Below are 19,703 nucleotides of genomic sequence, written 5' to 3' on the forward strand. Positions count from 1 at the left end.
TTAGTGGTTTTATGCTACAATTTACTGATCCTTACTTAATTTCTACGTCAAATTCTTTCTCAAAATACTCCAATACCTGAATTTTGAGGAGTTTTTCTTGTTCTAAAATGTCAAAATGCGGAAGTTTTTTCATGAGTTTCCAATGGGGCCAGCCGTCCTGATCTATATAATCCAATTCATAAAAACCTGCATAGCTCAATACCTTACAAATCGCTATATGCATCAGGTCTTGTTTCTGCTCTTTGGAAAAGGTTTTGTTTCCTTGACCCAGTTCCTGCACGCCGATTAAAAACAGAACCCCATTCAGGTCACTGGGTTTTTTTCCGACCAATTCAGCAAGTCCCTGAAGTAACTTACTCCAGCGTTTCTCCAGGTCAAGATCTTTTTTATACATCCTGTCTTCCTTCTTTTTCCAATAATTCCCAATACTCTACAGCCCTTCTCAAATGGGGTATTACAATAGAACCCCCTATGATTGTTGCTATAGAAAATACTTCAAATACCTCTTCCTTGTTCAAACCTGCTTCATAAGATTTGCCCAAATGATATTTGATACAATCGTCACAACGCAGTACCATAGAACATGCCAAACCGATCATTTCCTTTGTTTTGACATCTACAGCGCCATCAGCATAGGTATTGGTGTCTAGGTTGAAAAACCTTTTGATCACTTTATTGTCAGAAGCCATGATTTTTTCATTCATTTCGCTCCTATAGGCATTGAATTCTTCTATTAAATTCATTAAATTTTAAGTTCTTAATTTAACCTGCAAATATAACAGGTATTTTACTGTCATTCAGTTCTAACAAGCCTTTTTGGAAATGCGTTTCCCTATTTTTGAAGATTTTTTATCCCTTGTTTTCCCAAAGACCTGCTGTCTTTGTAAAAGGAGCCTTTATGACTTCGAAATACAACTTTGTAAATGGTGCATTGCTTCCCTTCCCATTACCCATTACCACCTGCAGCCCCATCAAAATGATTTGCAAGTCAAGCTGATGGGCCTAACCCAAACGGGAAGGGTAATGGCTTTTCTAAGGTTTACCAAAAAAGGAGATAGCCAAAAGCTATTGCATCAGCTCAAATACAAAAACAAACCTGAAATAGGAGTTGAGCTTGGGAGAATTTATGGTTACTTACTGAAGGAACATGGGTTTCAACCTTTTTGGGACCAAATCACTCCTGTACCTCTGCACCCTTTGAAACAAAAACGTCGGGGATATAACCAAAGTGAACAATTTGCATTGGGTCTTAGTGAAGCCTTGGAAATTCCCGTAAGCATGGACTTAGAAAGGATACAGTTTACAGAAACACAAACCAAAAAATCCCGCCTGCAGCGCTTGGCCAATGTAGCTGATGTATTTCAAATCAAAAATGGTAAGCAAGTGCTAGGGAAAAAAATTCTATTGGTAGATGATGTGATGACCACCGGAGCCACTTTAGCCACTTGCGCCAATGTGCTTTGGTCAGCTCATGCCAGCAGTATAGATTTGGCCGTATTGGCTGCTGGAAGAAACTAATTTAGGGTTTAACCTGCTTGACTTTTTTTCACCTGAAATGCATAAAGGAAGGAAGAATCCACTTGAATTTCTTGCTTACCAGCTTCCACCAGCACCTCCTCCTCCAAAGGAACCCCCTCCAAATCCACCGAAACCACCTCCTCCAAATCCACCACCAAAGGATCCTTTTCCGGTTCGGAAATCCCCGTATTTTCCTTTACTCCCACCTTTGAGCATATTGGCCAACATGATGGTTGTCCAAATGTCAATTGATCCCCCTCTTCCTCCCATATGGTTATTGTTGTCCTTTTTGTTTTTGATCAAAGGAAGAATGATGAAAAGGAAGATAAACAAGAGAAAGAAAACCAATGCACCTCCATGATCCCCTGTATTCGTTACTTGTTTGGCTTTGTACTCCCCGGATGCCAATTTGAATATCATATCCGTGGATTTATCCAGACCGGTATAATAGTTTCCCATTTTGAAGTTGGGTACAATTAATTGGTCCACGATTCTTTTTGCCAATATATCCGGGATAACTCCCTCCATGCCATAGCCTGTGGCAATAAAAACCCTCCTGTCTTCCATGGCGGCAAGGATCAGAACGCCATTGTCCCTGTCTTTTTGGCCTATGCCCCAGCGGTCTCCCAATTGAAAAGCATAGTCACTGATTTCATAAGGCCCCAATGACCGGATCATTACAATCGTAACCTGAGAAGAAGTGGAGTCATTGTAGGCCACTAATTTCCTTTCCAACCGGTCCTTTTCACTGGCTGATAGCGTATTGGTGAAGTCATTGACCAATTTTGGCGGATTTGGTACTGGAGGAAAATCACCCTGCGCCCAAACAACTCCTGTCAATAAGAAAACGGATAAAAAGAGAATAATGGATTTGTTGTACATTTTATCAACCAAAAGAAATTTCATCAGGCAACTCGTTGGTATCGCCTTTTTCGTCATAAGGGAAATGGGATTGGAGCTGCTGCCCACAGAGATTTATACCTTTGCACAATCCTGTCGTGAATTTGGATTCTTTGAAATCTGCTATCATTTGATGCTTAATATTTTCCCAAAAACCCTCAGCAACAACAGCGTTGATACCACAGTCTCCTAAAACGGCGAATTGATGGTCTTCTACAGCCAAGTAAAACAGAACGGCGTTTCTTTCCCTGGTTTTATGCATTTTGAGGGTTTCAAAAACTTCAGCAGCCCTGTCCATCACATTCTGTCCGCAGTGGTTTTCTATGTGTACCTGTATTTCCCCGGAAGTAGCTTTTTCAGCTTCCTGAATGGCAGAAATGATTTTTTCCCGGTCTTGATCTGAAAACAATCGCTCTGGCATAGGCTTAAAATTGTACGGTGGGTGCAGTCTCTGCGCCTTGGGCTGCTTCGAAGTAGCCTTTCCTTTCAAATCCATACCAACCTGCAAAAACATTATTGGGGAAAGTTCTTATGTTGGCATTGTAAGACTGTACAGTTTGGTTAAAATTTCTCCTTGCCACTGCAATTCTATTTTCAGTCCCCTCCAATTGTGCTTGAAGTTCCAGGAAGCTTTGGTTGGCTTTCAGATCAGGATACCTTTCTACGGTAACAAGCAACCTGCTTAAGGCTCCGCTCAATTGGTCCTGAGCTTGTTGGTATTGGGAAAGTTTTTCTGGAGTCAATTCATCAACATTTAAATTGATAGAAGTGGCTTTGGCTCTTGCTTCTACAACTCCGGTTAATGTTTCTTGTTCAAAGTCAGCATAACCCCTTACCGTGTTGACCAAATTGGGAATTAGATCAGCCCTTCTTTGATATTGTGTTTCTACTTCTGCCCAAGTTCCGTTGATACTTTCTTCATTTTGGACGAGCATATTGTAAACGCCTACAGCTTTGACATAGACAAATAATCCAATCAATCCTATGACGAGAATGGGAATAAAAGCTTTTTTCATGTGTTTTAGGTTTTACTAAATTAAATTTTGCCAAATTTATCAACCTCAAAGGTAATCTTGATTGCCCAATTCCGGAGATTTTAGATTTTTCAGGTAAATTTTGAAAGTTGTGCCTTTTCCAACGCTACTTTCCACTTTGAGGTTGCCATCATGTGCCCTGATTTGTTCACGGACGAGGTAAAGCCCCAAACCTTTGCCTTCCACATGCGAATGAAACCTTTGATACAGTCCAAAAAGCCTATCACCATAGCGCTCTAAGTCTATTCCAATACCGTTATCTTCAAATTCCAAAACCACAAAATTATTTTTTAGGTAAGTGCTGATTTTGATTACCGGTGTCCTTTCGGGATGTTTGTATTTCAGCGCATTAGTGGTCAGGTTGATCAGAAAATTTTCCAAATGGGAATAAATATAATTTATGACAGGAACTTCTGAAAAATCCTGATGGATAATCGCTTTTGCATCCCTAAGTTGTTTGGATAGGCTTTTCTCCACATTTTTGGTAAGTTTTCCAAAATCAATTCGCTCTATTTTGGGTACTTTATTCTTTTTGATGGAAACGACTTCTATGAGGTCATCCAAAGTTCCGTTGAGAATCGAGGTAGAAATTTTTAAGTTCTCAATTACTTCTTTGTTCTCTGGATTTTGTGGGTTTTTATCATCATAAAGTTCCAATAAGGAGGTGATATTGACAATAGGTGCCCTTAAATTATGTGATGTGATATAGGCAAACCGCTGCAATTCTTCATTTTGGGATTTGAGATCACGAATGAGCTGCTCCCGTTCTTCCTCGGCCAGTTTGGTTTCTGTAATATTTTGTGTAACCAAAAGTATACGGTCAATTTCTCCGCTGTTATTTTCTAGAGGTACACCACTTTTAAGATAGTATTGTTCATTGATGAAAACTTCAAACATCACAGATTCTCCTAAGAGCACCTTGTCAAGGTATTTCCTCAATTCATTGGAAATGTAATCCCCATACTTGGAAAGATGAGGTGTACCGATGAGGTCTCTAGGATTGATCCCCATGTCTTTAAACTCTTTTCCTTCAGCGTATACATAGATCAGATTTTTGTCCAAAACCTCGACCGTGCCCTTTGGAAAATTCTCTGCGATACTTCTAAAGAGCATTTCTGAAGACACGAGTTTCTGTTCATAGTTGATCCGAACCATTTCAGCTCCAATTCTATCTGCTAGAATTTTGAGAAAACTTGATAGGTTCAGGTTATAAGGCCTTGCCTTTTCATCCATGAGGACAAGAATACCAAGTTTGACTTGGTTAATATCCGTAATGGGTACGCCCATATAGGTGGAAATATCCATTTTTTGTAAGCCTTCATCCTTGGGGTATAATGATTTGGCATTGGACAGGACGATATGTGGTTCGTTTTTTTCCAGGCAATCCAAACAAGGAGAGTTTTCCAGTTTATAGACGTAATTATCTCCCTTTTTCCCATTTTTATAGGAAGAAATGATTTTTGCTTGCTTTATTTTTGAATCAACTTCGGCAATAAAACAATGTGACATTTCCAGCTTATTGCTGAGAAATTTTGTCAGTTCATCAAAAAAAGCTTTCCCTCCAAGCCGTGAAGTTTTCTCGGTCAATTGGGAAATGATATTATGGATATATTGCTGATCACTGATATCCTCCAGAATGGCCTGGAATGTTTCTCCAGCATCAATGGTTTTGGAAGTCATTCTCAGGTGAAAAAGCTTATTGTTAAAATGGCTGACATAGGGTCCCTCATATCGTGCAAATCCTTCTTTTAGGCTTTGCTTGTAAGCCGACCTTATTGGGTTTTTTCCTAAAAAATCAAAAAGGTTTTTTCCTACTAGTAGGTTTTTGTCTTTAATATCAATTTTCTCTATAAAGCTTCTGTTGACTTCCAGAATTTTTCCTTCTTTATCGTATTGAAAAATGGGTAAAGGATTTTCTTCAAATAGTGTTTTATACCACTGCCAATTCTGTATGGATTCTAATTCTTTTTGCTTGGTGTATGTGAAATCTACAAAAATACCTGCCCAAATGGACTCATTATGATATTGTTTCAGCCGGTTGGAGGCACCATAAAGCCATTTCTCCTCTCCTTTGGGAGTAATAATCCTAAAGTAAGCTTCAAATTTTTTGTCTTCCAGGTAGGCTTCTCTATCAATCGTTAAAAGCCCATCTATATCTTCAGGATGTACCAAACTTGAAAAATTACTTTCATTGCTGATGATACTTTTTGGGTCCAATCCCAATAAGTTTTTGCAGCCTTCGCTGATATACAGAAAGTTGTGGCTCAAATCTGAATTGGTTTTCATCAAATACACCATACCGGGAACTACACCGGTCAGCTCGTCCAAAACAGACTTTTTTTGTAAGAGATCTTTTTCAATCTCTTTAAGGGCTGTGACATCTGAAATAACCCCTAACAGCAAGCCATTTTTCTCATCAGTCCGTCTAATTTCTTCTTCTAAAAATATATAATACCCACTTCTATGCAGAAACCGGTATGTAAATTTTCCCACCTTATTCAAATGGCTTTGATACAGATGTAAATCTTCCGGATGGACTAAATTCTCCCACTTTTTACCGCTTATGGTAGAAAAAAATGTATCGGGATAGCCGGTAATTTTTTCTGTAGCCCCACTCATAAGGAGTTTGTCATCCTTGGATTCGTATTCATAGAATATAAGATCAGGCAGTTCATCTACAAATTTGCTTTCGCCATGAACCGGAGAATAGGTCAATTCCAATAAGCAATACTGATCAGTTAAGGAGGTTTTTTGTAAGTATAAATGATTAGGAAAAATAGGTAGAGTTCCGGAGCCTTTCTTTTTGAAAAACTCCAGGAGAATATCTTCCTTTATAAATTCAAATTTTCTACAGATAAACTGAAGTACTTCTTGGCTGTTTTTTAACTCAGCCTCATGTTGGATTCCTGTATAAACCTCGTGTGAATGCTTATTTATCAACCAAGAAAATTTGATATTGCTATTCCATTCAATAGGAGATATCAACACATTGATAAGATAAGAGTGATCCTCCTGAGCTATCACATAACCTTCAATTTGGACACAGCGAAACAGGTTTCCATTCAAGATGATAGGACAAATGAACCGTTCTCCTGTTCCCAACGATGCAAAGAGGAATTCAAAAACTTTTTGGGGGAGGGTGGGGAACAAAGTATTGAAAAATGACTCTTCGTAGAATTTTTCGCCTTGTCCTATAAGATTCCGAACTTCAGAAGAAATATATAAGAGCTCAAAAGTTCCTTCTTGATATTTCTTCAGTGTTAAGAGTATATTTTGAAAACTAATGCTTGTATAACCTGGCATGAGTGGGGCATCCTAAATGAATAGATTTTTAAAAAACTTCTGATCTATTGACATCAAATATAACGATTCCTCCCTAATTTTTACCGATCCTATTGATAAGTTTGGTTCAATAGTCAATCCTCTTAAATCTGTCTTTTCAGTTCAAAATTGGTTTCGATGATTTCAAAATCCTCCGGGTCATCACTTCTGTATCTTCTCAGTTTAACCGATATTTTCCTTTCCTCCTCAGAACGGAAAAGTTTGATCATATCTGCCAATTCCCAAAAATCTACTGGAACCCTGTTGATTTCCAAAAATTCATCATTTTTTTGTATTCCTGCCAAGGCAGCCGGAGAGTCTTTTCTTAAGTTGCCCACAATAAACCTTTTCTCTTCTGTGGGTAGCATTTTTGGTGTTATACCACTCATATCGAATTCAAATGGATTATTAAAAGTATTGCCCCTTCTGAACATAAAGCGCTCCCTTTGGTAATCCAAAATGATTTTGGTTCTTCCTAAGAGTTCAGAGCCCAAACTTCCCTGTCTTCCGCTTTCTTTGATCACATAGCTGAATTCTGTTTCTTCTGGAAAAGAAGTAATGATGTTATTAAACTTCAGCCCACCAAACTTCAAAGACCTAACCCTTCCAACAAAACCAAATAAGTCACCGCCCAAAGATCGCCCTAAATCACTTTCTATGAACTGGGGAGGTAATTGTATTTTATCTGAGGTCTCCATATTCAGTAAAAGGCCATGATTGGCACCCAGATCTACTAATAATTTGGCATCTACATCCTCTCCAACCAACTGCCGTACTTTTCCATGAATATATGGCTTACTATTTTCAATTTTCATGGCAACTTTTCTGAAACCAATGGGTCGCCATTTTAATCTTCCTGATTCATAAAAAGTGATCAAGCTTTTATCGTAATCAATTCGGACAGGGTTGTATTTGAAAAACTCATAACCGATTACACCATAGACGGGTACACCAATTACCATCTCCAGTTCAAAAAAATCATCATCCAAAACCAAGATGGTTTGCAGTATGCCTTCAATATCCCCAAGGTCTAGATGATTGCTCGGAGAGACATTGGCCGTCAATACAGTGGTTCCATCAGCACCTACCAAATCCAATTTTCGGGTATAATTAAGTTCCAATTGATCCCCAATAGTTTTACTGAAAAGTATGTTGGTTTTTACCCCTGTATCTATTAGAAAATTAACAGGAGGACCTTCGTTGATGGAAACAGGTAAAATGATTAAATTATTGGAAGCGAGGAAGGGTATTTCAATTTTTTTTCCTGGTTCTTTCATATAAAAACCGGGTACCTGAGCCATGACTAATAGGCTTGGAAATAATATGAACAAACAGCTTAAGAGCAGTGAATTTTTGATCATGAAAGGTGAATAAGTCTGGTTTTGAGTATAATATAAGAATATTACGCTTCTTTTTCATCTTGTTATACCAGTAAGAAGGCTTTCTTGTTGGTCTTTTTCAGAAAAAAATTTAATTCTGTTAAAAATTTTCGTCTTTTAGATACTGTCCCTCGTACATATTTTTGAAAACTTGTAAAAATCCTGCATATTTAATTTTCGATAAGTGTAATTATGGCAGAAAAATCAGTTGTAGATAAAGCTAAAAAAATTTTTGAAAACTACCTTGCCCGCCAAGGAAGCCGAAAAACCCCAGAAAGGTTTTCGGTGATCGATGAACTGTACGCACTTCCCCAGGATGAACATATTGATGTTGAAGGTTTATTTTTACTGATGAGAAATAAAGGATATTCCATAAGCAGGGCCACCATTTATAATACATTGGACTTACTGGTGGAATGTGGATTGGCTGTGAAACATCAGTTTAAGGACAAAGTGGCTTTATACGAACAGGCTTTGACCTATAAGCATCACGATCACCATGTCTGTAACCAATGCAGAAAAATTAGAGAGTTTTCAGATGAAAGGTTAAATTTGATCAAAGAAGCGATGGGACGGGAGTTTCAGTCTGCCATCACCAGCCACTCTCTGGTCTTATATGGTGACTGTAAGATCCCCGACTGTGATAATTTCCGAATCATTTGATTCGGAATATTTTTTTATAGATAGGCTTGCGGTACAGGAACTGAAGGTAAAGCACAGGGTAGAGTAACAAGGTCAGCAACCTTAAAGGTGCTTCAAATTCAATTTCATCTACAATGATACTGTATTTACCTGCATTTACGATACGGTGCTTATGTTTCCAGGACTTAAGAAAGAAAGGTAGCTTAATGCCTTCATCAATGAAATAAAACTCATGTGCATCTGTCCGGTCTTCCGTGATGTCAGAAATCCATTGTTGTTTGAACAAAAGGAAATTCAATTCCAAAATTACCTGATCACCTTTAGAGGAACCATCGAAACGAAGGAGCTTGACAGGAGGAAAAGGTGGATTGAGCTTCAAAAATAGGGATTCATTGAAACCTGATTTGACAGTTAAATAATCTTGCTCTACCGGAGTTGAAATGGAGATACGCATAACTGATGATATAAAGCAATTCGTTCTATTTTTGTTTACAAAAAAGGCATATTCATCTATGAAAACTCAGTGAGGCAGGCACATAAATGCTTCTGCTTACTTATCCATGAAGTTACGGATATCCTTAACCAATTTTTCAAAATCCGGTCGGTGGTTGTACATCATATGCCCTCCCTCATAATAGGTCATTTTAACCCTTTCCATGGGAATATCATGACGGGCAAAGGTATATTCTGCATCAAGAAACGGTGTAATCAGATCATAATATCCATTGGCTACCATCACTTTTAGGTCTTTGTTTCTACGCATAGACTCCCCAAGAGTTCTGGCTACATTCACATAGGAAGGCTCCCAATAAGCACCTTCAGGCAGGGGTCTCCAGTTCCACTTAGCGCCTATGGCCCTATTGGAGGTCAAATATGGTCTGTCAACTTTCACTTTTAGGTTTCTGGTAAAATAATCGTTTAATGCTGCTGTGTATGCCGCATCAATACCGTAGCTGGAAGGATCTCCTAAAGTTGGCCGGTCAGCTGTCTGATCTCCTTCTTCCCCTAGGTATCTGCTATCTAAAGTCCCAATGGTTTTTCCTGCATCACGCAATAGTTCTTTTTTGAAACGTGAAGTCAGAATGCGGTTGTCTGACTTTAGGATGTAGGTCTTATCCAGACCGGTGAAGTAAGCAATTTTATCAGCCAAAGTATTTTTATCAGTCGTAGATAACTGATTGCCCATATAAAGCGCAGGTAAGTAACTTTGATAGGCAAATACCCTTGCCTCTTGTACAAAATCCTCTAAACTTTTGCCTTGTCCTGCTTTCCCATGGTACCATGCCGTGGCCGCCATGGTCGGAAAATAGGTAAAATAGGAAGCAATGTTATCATGAACAGAGGTACTGCCTTGATAATCCAAGGCTTGGGAAATCAAAATAAGTCCATTGAGCGCCATGGTCTGTCCCCCACCTTCAAGCGCTGCAGTTACGGCCGCCGCACGTGTGGTTCCGAAACTTTCACCGGCAATGTATTTAGGTGACTGCCAGCGTTGATTTTGAGTTATCCACAACCTTATAAACTGTGCAATTGACTTTGCATCTTCATTCAGACCCCAGAAATCCTCATTTTTACCTTTTCCAACTATAGTTGAAAAACCAGTTCCGATAGGATCTACGAACACCAGGTCTGTGATGTCCAGCAAGGCCAGTTCATTATCGACCATATCAAAAGGAGCAGCGCCATCATCTTCATTGGCTTCTGAATCTACTTTGACAATTTTTGGACCGAAAACCCCCATGTGTAACCAGACAGAGGCAGAGCCCGGGCCACCGTTGAAAATAAACATTACTGGCCTTTTGGCGGAATTAGGTTCTTCTTTAAGGTAAGCAGTAGACCATAATGCGGCAACGGTTTCTCCATCACCATTCTTAAGGTGGGTTTCTCCTGCTATTGCTTTGTATTTAATGCTTTTTCCATGGAAAACACCATCATGTAAAGTTTCAAAAACCAAAGGATCTTTGATTGGCTTTTTCTCTTCTTGTGCCAGAATACTTGTTGCCGTAACAAGCAATGCCAGTAAAGTTATCCAGGTATTTCTCATAATTTCTCCTTTAAACGTGGTCATATGTTATTGATTAAGCTTGAATTCGGTGTGTTAAAGATTTGCCTCTGCTTCAATTTCTACTAAATATCCCTTTCCTACCAGCTTTGCCTCTACCAAAGTATTAACAGGTTGAATTTCAGCAAATTTTTTTCCATGTGCTTTGGCCACTGCTTCCCAATCCTCAATACGGTGGACAAATATTCTTGTCCTTGTGACATCTTCCAATGTGCCGCCCAAAGAAACAATGGCAGCTTCTATTTTATCCAGTACAAAGTAAGCCTGAGCACCTGCATCATCTCCCCCGATCAGTTTATCCTTATGGGTAGCTGTGGTTCCGGATACGGAAATCCGATCACCCTTGCGAAGGGCACGGCAATAACCCGCCATAGGTTCCCAGGGTGTGCCACTGAATATTTTGGTACTGCCTTTAGGTCCATCAACGGCCTCATAGGGTTTGGGCATACTTTCCAAATGATGGCTTAAATCACCCGAGGCTGTCAAGAAAGGTGGTTTCCTGTATTCATCTCCACAATCACCCGGAATAGGACTCAATTCTTGCTGTGCATTGTGGATAACATTTTTGTCTTCCTCATCTAATTCAAAATCAAAAAGCTTCATGGTTTCTTCTACATGGGCACTTTCTCCTAATCTTGCACCAATGATGATGCCTCCGACATAATCTTGATCCAGAATATATTTTGTCGCCACATTGGCGATGGAGATATTGTGTTTTTTGGACACTTGATGGATCATTTCCAATAAATTTTGGAATTTATCCCAACCCCCAGCTGCATCAATAAAGCGTTTATATTTCATTTGGGACCAAGTAGCTTCGGTGGAAACTTGTGGTGCTACTTTTCCCAACCATTTATCAGAAAGAAATCCACCACATAGGGTGCCGAAGGCCAATACTTTCACCCCAAACTCCTGACAAACTGCAGCCATTTCTCCGCTTGCCCTTTGGTCAATCACAGAATGACAGACCTGATTGGAGACAATGGGAATGCCAGATGCACAGGCGATGCGCAAATGGGCAGCATCAAAATTGGTCAGGCCCAGATGCTGGATCAAACCTTCTTCTCTCAACTCATTCAACCAAAACAGCTGATCCAGCCAAGTCGGATCAAGATAATTCCAAGCATGATATTGCAATAGGTCGATTCGCTCTGCCTGTAAACGTGCTAAAGAAAGTTCTACCGCTGCCCTTGTTTCCGCCTTACTAGATTTTCCTGGCTTAGGGACCCATTTGGTTAGCATTTGGGCCTTCGGACCAAGCGCATGTTTTGTAGAGAATGTTCCTGCTATGACTTCTGCCGAACCGTAATGGTCTGCCATGTCAAATGTGCTGAGACCAGCTTCTACGTATGAAGCCATGTGTTGGGATGTTGCCACAGGGTCAAGGTTATTGCCATTTTTTTCCATATCGGCAATTTGCCATAGGCCAGTCAAAACGCGGGAAATCTTTAAACCAGGTGCCAGTTCTGTGTAAAGTTGTGTCATGCTTAAGGTAGTTTTTTGAAAAGAGACTCTGTATCAATGCCCGATTGCTTCATCTGTCGGTATTTGTAAAAAAAGATTAAAGATGCCAAGGCCATTACAATCAGCCAGATTGGGGTAGAGTGAAAGTACCAGGCACCTGTTTCTGATTGAAGGTCTTTCCAGGTGTGGATAAGTAGGAATGTAAGTAGTACCAAAGTACCTGTCCAACCAACCAAATTCCTACCTAAAGATGAAGGGAAAACCTTAATTTCTTTGGATAGTAGAGGGTTTACCTTAGAAATACTTAATAAGGTGACACACATCAAAAGAAAGTTGACCATCATTGACGTCACCATGATGTCTATGCCCAAAAAGAAGTCTCCGGCAAAATGACTGCCTAAAATCCCCAAACTCGCCATAACCCCACTCAACACAACTGCTAAATAAGGCGTTTGGTATTTGCTATGGATTTTTGTAATACTTTTTGGGAAAATGCCATCTTCTGCCCAGGCAAACATGAGCCTGGATACCGATAAAAGCATGGCGGGCAAATCATTGATCAAGGCGATAGCCGCTCCTGCCACTATGATGACTGTTAACCAAGACGGTAACAAGTAGCCTAAAAGTCCTGGAGCTGTGATGTCTTTACTCATTGCTTCTTCTGCGACAAATGACCATGGGACTGTACTGTAAACGGCAGCCGTGAAAAACAGGTAATACCCGCCAACAATCAATATCGTAAGGCCAATAGCCAACGGTAGTTTTCTGATAGGGTCTTTGGCTTCTCCTCCTGCTTGAGCTATGCTGTCAAACCCGATAAAACTGGCAAATAATAGAGCTCCTGCTGAAAGGAAAGTAGGTAGATGAAATGCAAGAGGTCCATCGGTTTGTATCAAGCGACCTGTTTTTTCCTGAAATGATTGAACAAAATCATTTTGTGTAAAATAAAAACCAGTCACAATGACCACTGAGCCCATTAAAAACATAAGTATCATCAGTGGGATGATGGTTTTTTCGTAAGATTTGGCGCCTTTTACATTGACCCAAACAAAAACCCAAACCATTAGCAATGCCAATCCAACCCTTATCGCTCCTATTTCTAAAAATGCAGCTAATTCAGCCAAGCCCATATTTTCCAGAATATCCCGAATGAATGGAACAGTTACATAGGCTACTACGCCTATGACTATGGAAAGGCCAAACCATTGGGAAAAGCTCGCCACAAAACCCAAATAAGAATTTAAACCCCTGCTGGCATAAATATAACTCCCACCAGCCCTAGGCATGGCAGTGGCCAACATGCTATAGGCAAAGGCTGCTAATATAGCCGGTATGGCAGCAAAAACAAATGCGTGAATTACATATGGGCCTATGCCCGGGACATGCCTTTGGATCATAAATGGTACCACATTGATGGATGCTCCTAACATGGAACATACCCCTGTAGCTATCAGTCCTATTAATCCAAGCTGTCTGCTAAGTGAAGAATTGCTCATCTGATCTCTATTTGCAGATAAGCAAAATCTAACTTATTTCAATCAATTCAAAACAGTAATTGCGTAGTGTACTGAATTAAAGGAACAATGGCCCTGATGCAGCATGATTATAAGTGCATGCCGACTTTTTTGACATGCTGCTTGTTCACTTTGTATTTTCTTTGGTAATAAATAATTAGCGGGGTGAAGACCACGGTCGGTAATAACCAAGCTATAAATACAGGATCAGTCTGCCAGTTTTGTACCAGGAATGCGGTGACTGTGGCAATAAAAGCACCCATCATTCTACTTATATGCATTTGTAAGAACCAAGCGCTGGGGTATGTGGATAACTTTTTTCCGATGCTCAGGTCTCCAAATAGCATTCCCGTTAATATCAAACCAAAAACACCGAATACTACCGCAAAACCGCCGATCTTTACCCATCCAATCTGAGTGAAGTAAATGCTTGGAATGATCAAGGTGGTAAAGCCAATCATAATTAAGGAATAATCCCAAAACCCAAAACACAAAGACTTATTTCTCCTGAATTGCAAAAACCGATAGCCAGTCAGTGTCATGTAGGTACTGAATCCACCAATCATCAGTAGAAACATGTTTCCTTTAGGAATGGCGATAGCAAAAGCTGTTAACCCTATCCCGATCATGGCCGAATAATATATCTTTCCGCTGATGTTATGTCCCTTTTTGCCTTTGGGAAAAACAATGGCGGCAATTCCTGACAATAAGGCAAAGACCCCTGCTGCAATGTGGATAAATAATAAAATCTGCAAAATCTTTTCCATGGCGTTTTTTATTTCAAAAGTAGCCGATCCATTGGCACCATGCTTGAATTAGGGATTTGCAGCAAGGTTTAGGGATAAATGTCAAATTTGCTTTTTAAGCCAGGCTTTAACCTGAGGGGCATATTTCCTGGAAACAGGGACGGCTTGTTCAAATCCTTTGAAAAAAAGCTGATAACCTTGGGCATTTCCCTTAATATGAATAACCTGGTTTAAATTAACCATGTAAGACCGGTGTGTCCGTAATATTCCTTTTGTTGATAAACTTTCCTCCAATTCCGATAGCGTTGTTCTGACCAAAGATTTTTTAACTTTCCCATCTCGGACACCAACTACCTCAGCATAATTGTCGGCTGAACTTATCCACAGTAGTTCTGACAAAGGCAGGGACAAATCTTCCTGTTGATATTTTGAGCTGATACTTACAATAGCCGCTTCAGTGGTCAATGGTCTTTTTTGGATAGCCATTTCCATTTTTTGGGCTTCCATCAAATTGCTCTTTAGCACCTTGGCGTAGCTGAGGAAAACCAAGACGGTTATTGGGAAAATTCCGACTGCCATGGTAGCCATTAGCAAAAAGATAAAATTTGAAAAGCTCCAAAAAGCGCCTCCGATGATCAGGGTATAGGAATAGTTACCCATACCTATTAAAAGTAGAATACCGAGGTTTTCTATCATCTCCTTCCCTGTGGTCCAGGATTCTTCCTTAAAAAATCCAGGAAAGATTTGTTTAACTCCCATCTGAAATAAAAGAATTGCGGTAAAAGTGATTCCACCATAGCCTAATATATAAAGCAGTCTAAACTGAGAAGGAATTTGTTCTAGTCCAAAAGGCTGGAAAATCATCAGGAAAACGGCAATAAATGCACCTATCCCCGTGGCTAGTCGGAGGCTTCTTCCCCAAGTGGGCGGGTCATAGGGATAAGGCTTTTTCAAAAAACGGATAACTTTCATGAATAGAAAACCGGCAAATGTGGAACAAAAATTAATGCTTGAATTAGAAGGTATTTTGGGAAACCATTATTTTTCGACTTTAATATCTGAATAAAATTTTATAATTTTCGAACTAGTTTGATGTCAAAAAAAGCGTCCAGGTATTGGATTGCTTTGATTGATAGGCCAGCACTATGAAAGTTTCCCCAGAACAACCCTTTCAGATTATCTATTCTTTATTCAGCCATGAATTCTTAGGGCTGCTCTTTGAATCCTTTGTGGTACAACTGGATGAGAAGGGAAGATTGTCTTTTGCCCATCAAAATATCTCATCCATCAATGCAAGGGAATTCTCCTCTGGTTTGGATGACACGGATTATAAGCTGATTAAGTGGATGGACGAAATGCAGCAGGAAAATGTGGTCAAGAACTTCAATACAAAAAAACTAAAACCTAAAGAATTTTTAAGGAAAATCTACGATCCCAAAACTGGAAACAGGGCCATTCAGGAAGTTATAGAACTCAAATTAGAAGGTTTGCGGGCTAAAATTTTGGAAAAACTTACGGGAAAGAGGTTTTTTGAAATGGGGAATGATGGTAATCCCATTTGGAGGGAAATAGAAATCATGCCTGATAAGGCTTCCGTACTTTTCCATTTTAGAAGAAATGAGGAGAATACCCATTATTTTCCTACCATAAAATATGGCGCTGACAAACTGGAATGGCAATATAAAAATGCTTACCTCATTTGTCATGAGCCCGCTTGGTTGGTGGTAGATTACATGTTGTACAATTTTAAAAAAGGGGTTGACGGCAATAAGCTGAAGCCTTTTCTGAATAAGAAGTTTATTGTTATTCCAAAAAAGGTGGAAGAACAATACTATAAAAAGTTTGTGACCCAATTGGTGGCTTCCTTTGATGTCTATGCAGTGGGTTTCGATATCAAAGTGGAGAGAAGTGAACCACAAGCCATTCTTTCTTTAAGCGACCTGCCTTCCAGTCCCAAAACCGATCTTTTTGGCCATGCCGTGGAGGAGGAAGAGGACGACAAAATTGTATTTGACTTGCATTTCCAATATGGGCCATATGTTTTTCGTTCGGAAAATAGGCAGGATAATAATGTTGAGTTGGAAAAAATCGGGGACAATTACACTTTTTACAAAGTAGTTAGACGTCCTGAAGAGGAAAAGAATTTTGGCGATTTCCTTAAAAACTTAGGCTTGCCCGTGAAGCTGGGGAGGTTTTCCATGGAAAAATCCAAAGCATTTGGTTGGATCAATACACACCGTGAAGCCTTGGAAGAAAGGCAGATTAGCATACAACAAGCCCTTAACCAAAAAGGAAAGAGATATTTTATTGGCAGTGCACAGATATCTGTAGAAATCAAAGAAAATATTGATTGGTTTGACGTCTATGCCATCATCAAGTTTGGTCCTTATGAAATACCTTTTCATAAGCTGCGTAAATTGTTGTTACAAGGAAAATCTGAATTTGAATTGCCCAACGGAGAGTTGGCAGTGATCCCCAATTCCTGGTTTGTCAATTATTCGGAGATGTTTGCTTTCATGGAAGAGCAGGAAGAGGAGCAGCATACTGCCAATTTGGTGTTGAAAAAACACCACCTCGCCCTGGCCCAAGAGCTGCAACAGGGGAACTTGCTCCAATTGACTTTGAGCAGGAAGCTGGAAAAACTGAGAGATTTCAGCCAGATTGAGGATTATGATTTGCCTGCTACCTTCAAAGGAAAACTCCGGCCTTACCAGAAGGCTGGTTATAATTGGTTGAGGTTTCTCAACGAATACCGTTTTGGTGGTTGTCTGGCGGATGATATGGGGTTGGGTAAGACCGTTCAGACGTTGGCCATGCTGGCCTATGAAAAAGAGGCCAACCCAGATGCTACCTCCCTTTTGGTCATGCCCACCTCTTTGATTTATAACTGGGAATTAGAGGCCAAAAAGTTTACACCAAAATTAAAGATTTTGACTTATACCGGTACTCAGCGAATCAAAGATAACCGGAGATTTGCCAAGTATGATCTTGTTTTAACTTCTTATGGCATTACCCGGATGGATGTGGATATCTTAAAGGACTTTTATTTTAATTATGTCATATTGGATGAATCCCAGGCCATCAAAAATCCTGGTAGCATCATTTCAAAAGCAGTCAACGAGCTCAACTGTAGACAAAGGTTGATTTTGACGGGAACCCCTGTGGAAAACGGTACCATGGATCTCTGGTCACAAATGAACTTTATCAACAAGGGATTGCTGGGGACACAGGGAATGTTTAAAAAACAATTTCTTCAGCCCATTGAAAAGAAAAATGACATGGATAAAGCGGCCAAGCTGCATGCCATGATCAAACCATTTATATTGAGGAGGCTGAAAACTCAAGTAGCGACTGATCTACCGGAAAAAGTCATCAATGTGAAGTATTCTACCATGACTCCGGAGCAAGAGAAGGCATATGAAGAAGTGAAAGGCTATTATAGGGAAAAGATTGTCAATGAGATGACCATTCCTGGATTGCGTAACCAACAGTTTACGCTTTTAAGAGGATTGACCCAACTCCGGCAGATAGCCAATCATCCGCGATTGACAGATAAATCGTACAAGGGTGATTCCGGAAAGCTGGAAGATGTTATCCACATGTTAGAAGCTACGGCAAGTGAAGGGCATAAGGTTTTGGTATTTAGCCAATTTGTAAGGCATCTGGGTATTGTTAGGGAATATTTGGATGAACAGGGCATCAAATATGCTTATTTGGACGGGGCAACCAAAGACCGTCAGGGGCAGGTGAGGGAGTTTCAGGAAAATCAGGAGATGAAGATCTTCTTGATATCCTTAAAAGCTGGTGGTGTAGGTCTTAACCTTACCAAAGCAGAATACGTTTTTCTTTTAGACCCTTGGTGGAATCCAGCTGTGGAGGCTCAGGCCATTGATAGGGCACACCGGATCGGGCAAGAAAATAAGGTTATGATTTATAAATTCATTACCCATAACACGGTGGAGGAAAAAATCATGGCGCTTCAGGAAAGGAAAATGGCTTTAGCTGGAGAATTGATCAGTACAGAGGAAAGCTTTATGAAGAGCCTAAGTAAGGATGATATTGAAGCTTTATTGATTTGATTTTCAATCAGAACCAATTTTTATTCGGCGCTTTATGCATGTTGATAATTGAAAGCGATAAACCCAAAGATAGCCTTTCTAATTTATCGTATTTATCAAGAAATTGTGGATAACTTTTAAATTCAATCAGCTGTGGAAAAGTCAATTTTAATCATTCAATGCAAAGACCAAAAAGGCATAGTAGCCAGTGTATCTGACTTTCTTTTCAAGTATAATGGGAATATTCTGGAAGTAGATCAGCATGTAGATGAAGAGATTGGTGTGTTTTTTATGCGTGCTGCTTGGGAACAGGAAAGTTTTGGGTTGGAAAAAGAGGACATCAGGCCTGTCTTTGAAAATGAGGTGGCCAACAAGTTTCAAATGAAATTCGATCTCTATTTCAATTTTCCCAAACCGAGGATGGCCATTTTTGTATCAAAATTATCCCATTGTCTATTCGATATTTTAAGTAGGTATTATGCAGGACAATTTGATGTGGAAATTCCTTTGGTTATTTCTAACCATTTGGATTTAAAAAGGGTGGTCACCGCTTTTCGGATTCCTTTTTACCACCTCCCTGTGGATAAGTTCAATAAAGCAGCTGTCGAAAATGAGCAAATTGCCCTTCTGAAGGAGTATAAGGTTGATTTTGTGGTCTTAGCCAGGTATATGCAAATTTTATCTGGTAGCTTCATTCAGGAATTTCCCAATCAAGTGATTAACATTCACCATTCCTTCCTTCCAGCATTTGTGGGAGCAAAACCTTATCATGCTGCATACGAAAGAGGGGTAAAAATCATCGGTGCCACAGCACACTACGTAACAGAAGAATTGGATGCAGGCCCCATTATTGAGCAAGAAGTAGCCAGGGTAAGGCACCACAATTCACCCTCAGATTTGGTTCAGATCGGTCAGGATGTGGAAAAGGTTGTTTTATCTAAGGCAATCAAATATCATTTGGAAAGAAAAGTTTTGGCCTACGGTAATAAAACAGTCATTTTTTATTAAGCGTTGTCCTATGACTTATCAAATAGGTAGTATTTTATTGTTTGGCCTTCAAATATA

17 protein-coding genes are annotated in these 19,703 nt (G+C 39.7%); 4 read left to right on the plus strand and 13 right to left on the minus strand.

All coding sequences use genetic code 11. From position 1 onward, the window contains the following. Positions 1-31: 31 nt before the first annotated feature. Complete coding sequence (locus B879_RS10595) at positions 32-394, minus strand: hypothetical protein (RefSeq protein WP_009185176.1); 363 nt, start codon at positions 392-394, stop codon at positions 32-34. Beyond that, positions 387-743 carry a carboxymuconolactone decarboxylase family protein gene (locus B879_RS10600; protein WP_009185177.1) on the minus strand — a complete coding sequence of 119 codons (357 nt, stop codon included), beginning with the start codon at positions 741-743 and terminating at the stop codon, positions 387-389. Before B879_RS10600 ends, B879_RS10595 begins: the two co-directional genes overlap by 8 nt. Positions 744-822: 79 nt before the next feature. Here B879_RS10600 and B879_RS10605 point away from each other — a divergent pair, with 79 nt between their 5' ends. After that, entirely contained in the window at positions 823-1,518 is a 696-nt protein-coding gene (locus B879_RS10605; RefSeq protein WP_009185178.1) for a ComF family protein, read from the plus strand. Positions 1,519-1,593: 75 nt separating this feature from the next. Here B879_RS10605 and B879_RS10610 read toward each other — a convergent pair whose 3' ends face one another. The 5 genes from B879_RS10610 to B879_RS10630 form a co-directional block, all read right to left on the minus strand. Next, complete coding sequence (locus tag B879_RS10610; protein ID WP_009185179.1) at positions 1,594-2,424, minus strand: TPM domain-containing protein; 831 nt, start codon at positions 2,422-2,424, stop codon at positions 1,594-1,596. Next, on the minus strand, positions 2,405-2,839 hold the full coding sequence (locus B879_RS10615) for a TPM domain-containing protein (protein WP_009185180.1): 435 nt from the start codon (positions 2,837-2,839) through the stop codon (positions 2,405-2,407). Before B879_RS10615 ends, B879_RS10610 begins: the two co-directional genes overlap by 20 nt. Before the next feature lie 4 nt (positions 2,840-2,843). Next, the gene (locus tag B879_RS10620) at positions 2,844-3,434 is read right to left on the minus strand and encodes a LemA family protein (protein WP_009185181.1); all 591 of its coding nucleotides are present in this window, start codon (positions 3,432-3,434) and stop codon (positions 2,844-2,846) included. A 45-nt stretch (positions 3,435-3,479) separates the two neighbouring features. Continuing rightward, on the minus strand, positions 3,480-6,755 hold the full coding sequence (locus B879_RS10625; protein WP_009185182.1) for a PAS domain S-box protein: 3,276 nt from the start codon (positions 6,753-6,755) through the stop codon (positions 3,480-3,482). A gap of 122 nt (positions 6,756-6,877) precedes the next feature. Beyond that, complete coding sequence (locus B879_RS10630) at positions 6,878-8,134, minus strand: aspartyl protease family protein (RefSeq protein WP_009185183.1); 1,257 nt, start codon at positions 8,132-8,134, stop codon at positions 6,878-6,880. 210 nt (positions 8,135-8,344) lie between these two features. On the opposite strand from B879_RS10630, the gene B879_RS10635 reads away from it, so the two are divergent. Next, positions 8,345-8,815, plus strand: coding sequence for a Fur family transcriptional regulator (locus B879_RS10635; RefSeq protein WP_009185184.1), 471 nt, complete (start codon positions 8,345-8,347; stop codon positions 8,813-8,815). Here the strand turns inward: B879_RS10635 and B879_RS10640 are convergent. The 6 genes from B879_RS10640 to B879_RS10665 form a co-directional block, all read right to left on the minus strand. After that, positions 8,808-9,248, minus strand: coding sequence for an SRPBCC family protein (locus B879_RS10640; RefSeq protein ID WP_009185185.1), 441 nt, complete (start codon positions 9,246-9,248; stop codon positions 8,808-8,810). The genes B879_RS10635 and B879_RS10640 overlap by 8 nt on opposite strands. Before the next feature lie 96 nt (positions 9,249-9,344). Continuing rightward, the gene (locus B879_RS10645; RefSeq protein ID WP_009185186.1) at positions 9,345-10,862 is read right to left on the minus strand and encodes a S10 family peptidase; all 1,518 of its coding nucleotides are present in this window, start codon (positions 10,860-10,862) and stop codon (positions 9,345-9,347) included. Positions 10,863-10,892: 30 nt separating this feature from the next. Further along, positions 10,893-12,341, minus strand: coding sequence for an aldo/keto reductase (locus tag B879_RS10650; protein ID WP_009185187.1), 1,449 nt, complete (start codon positions 12,339-12,341; stop codon positions 10,893-10,895). 2 nt (positions 12,342-12,343) lie between these two features. After that, entirely contained in the window at positions 12,344-13,816 is a 1,473-nt protein-coding gene (locus B879_RS10655) for an APC family permease (RefSeq protein ID WP_009185188.1), read from the minus strand. Positions 13,817-13,923: 107 nt separating this feature from the next. Beyond that, complete coding sequence (locus B879_RS10660) at positions 13,924-14,601, minus strand: DUF2306 domain-containing protein (RefSeq protein WP_009185189.1); 678 nt, start codon at positions 14,599-14,601, stop codon at positions 13,924-13,926. 81 nt (positions 14,602-14,682) lie between these two features. After that, a complete protein-coding gene (locus tag B879_RS10665; protein ID WP_009185190.1) occupies positions 14,683-15,552 on the minus strand; it encodes a LytTR family DNA-binding domain-containing protein in 870 nt (289 codons plus the stop codon). A 173-nt stretch (positions 15,553-15,725) separates the two neighbouring features. Here B879_RS10665 and B879_RS10670 point away from each other — a divergent pair, with 173 nt between their 5' ends. Then, positions 15,726-18,659: a DEAD/DEAH box helicase gene (locus B879_RS10670; protein WP_009185191.1), complete on the plus strand. Its 2,934-nt coding sequence runs from the start codon at positions 15,726-15,728 to the stop codon at positions 18,657-18,659. A 132-nt stretch (positions 18,660-18,791) separates the two neighbouring features. Beyond that, positions 18,792-19,646 carry a formyltetrahydrofolate deformylase gene (gene purU, locus B879_RS10675; RefSeq protein ID WP_009185192.1) on the plus strand — a complete coding sequence of 285 codons (855 nt, stop codon included), beginning with the start codon at positions 18,792-18,794 and terminating at the stop codon, positions 19,644-19,646. The last annotated feature ends 57 nt before the right edge of the window (positions 19,647-19,703 follow it).

The organism is Cecembia lonarensis LW9 (assembly GCF_000298295.1).
GTDB lineage: Bacteria > Bacteroidota > Bacteroidia > Cytophagales > Cyclobacteriaceae > Cecembia > Cecembia lonarensis.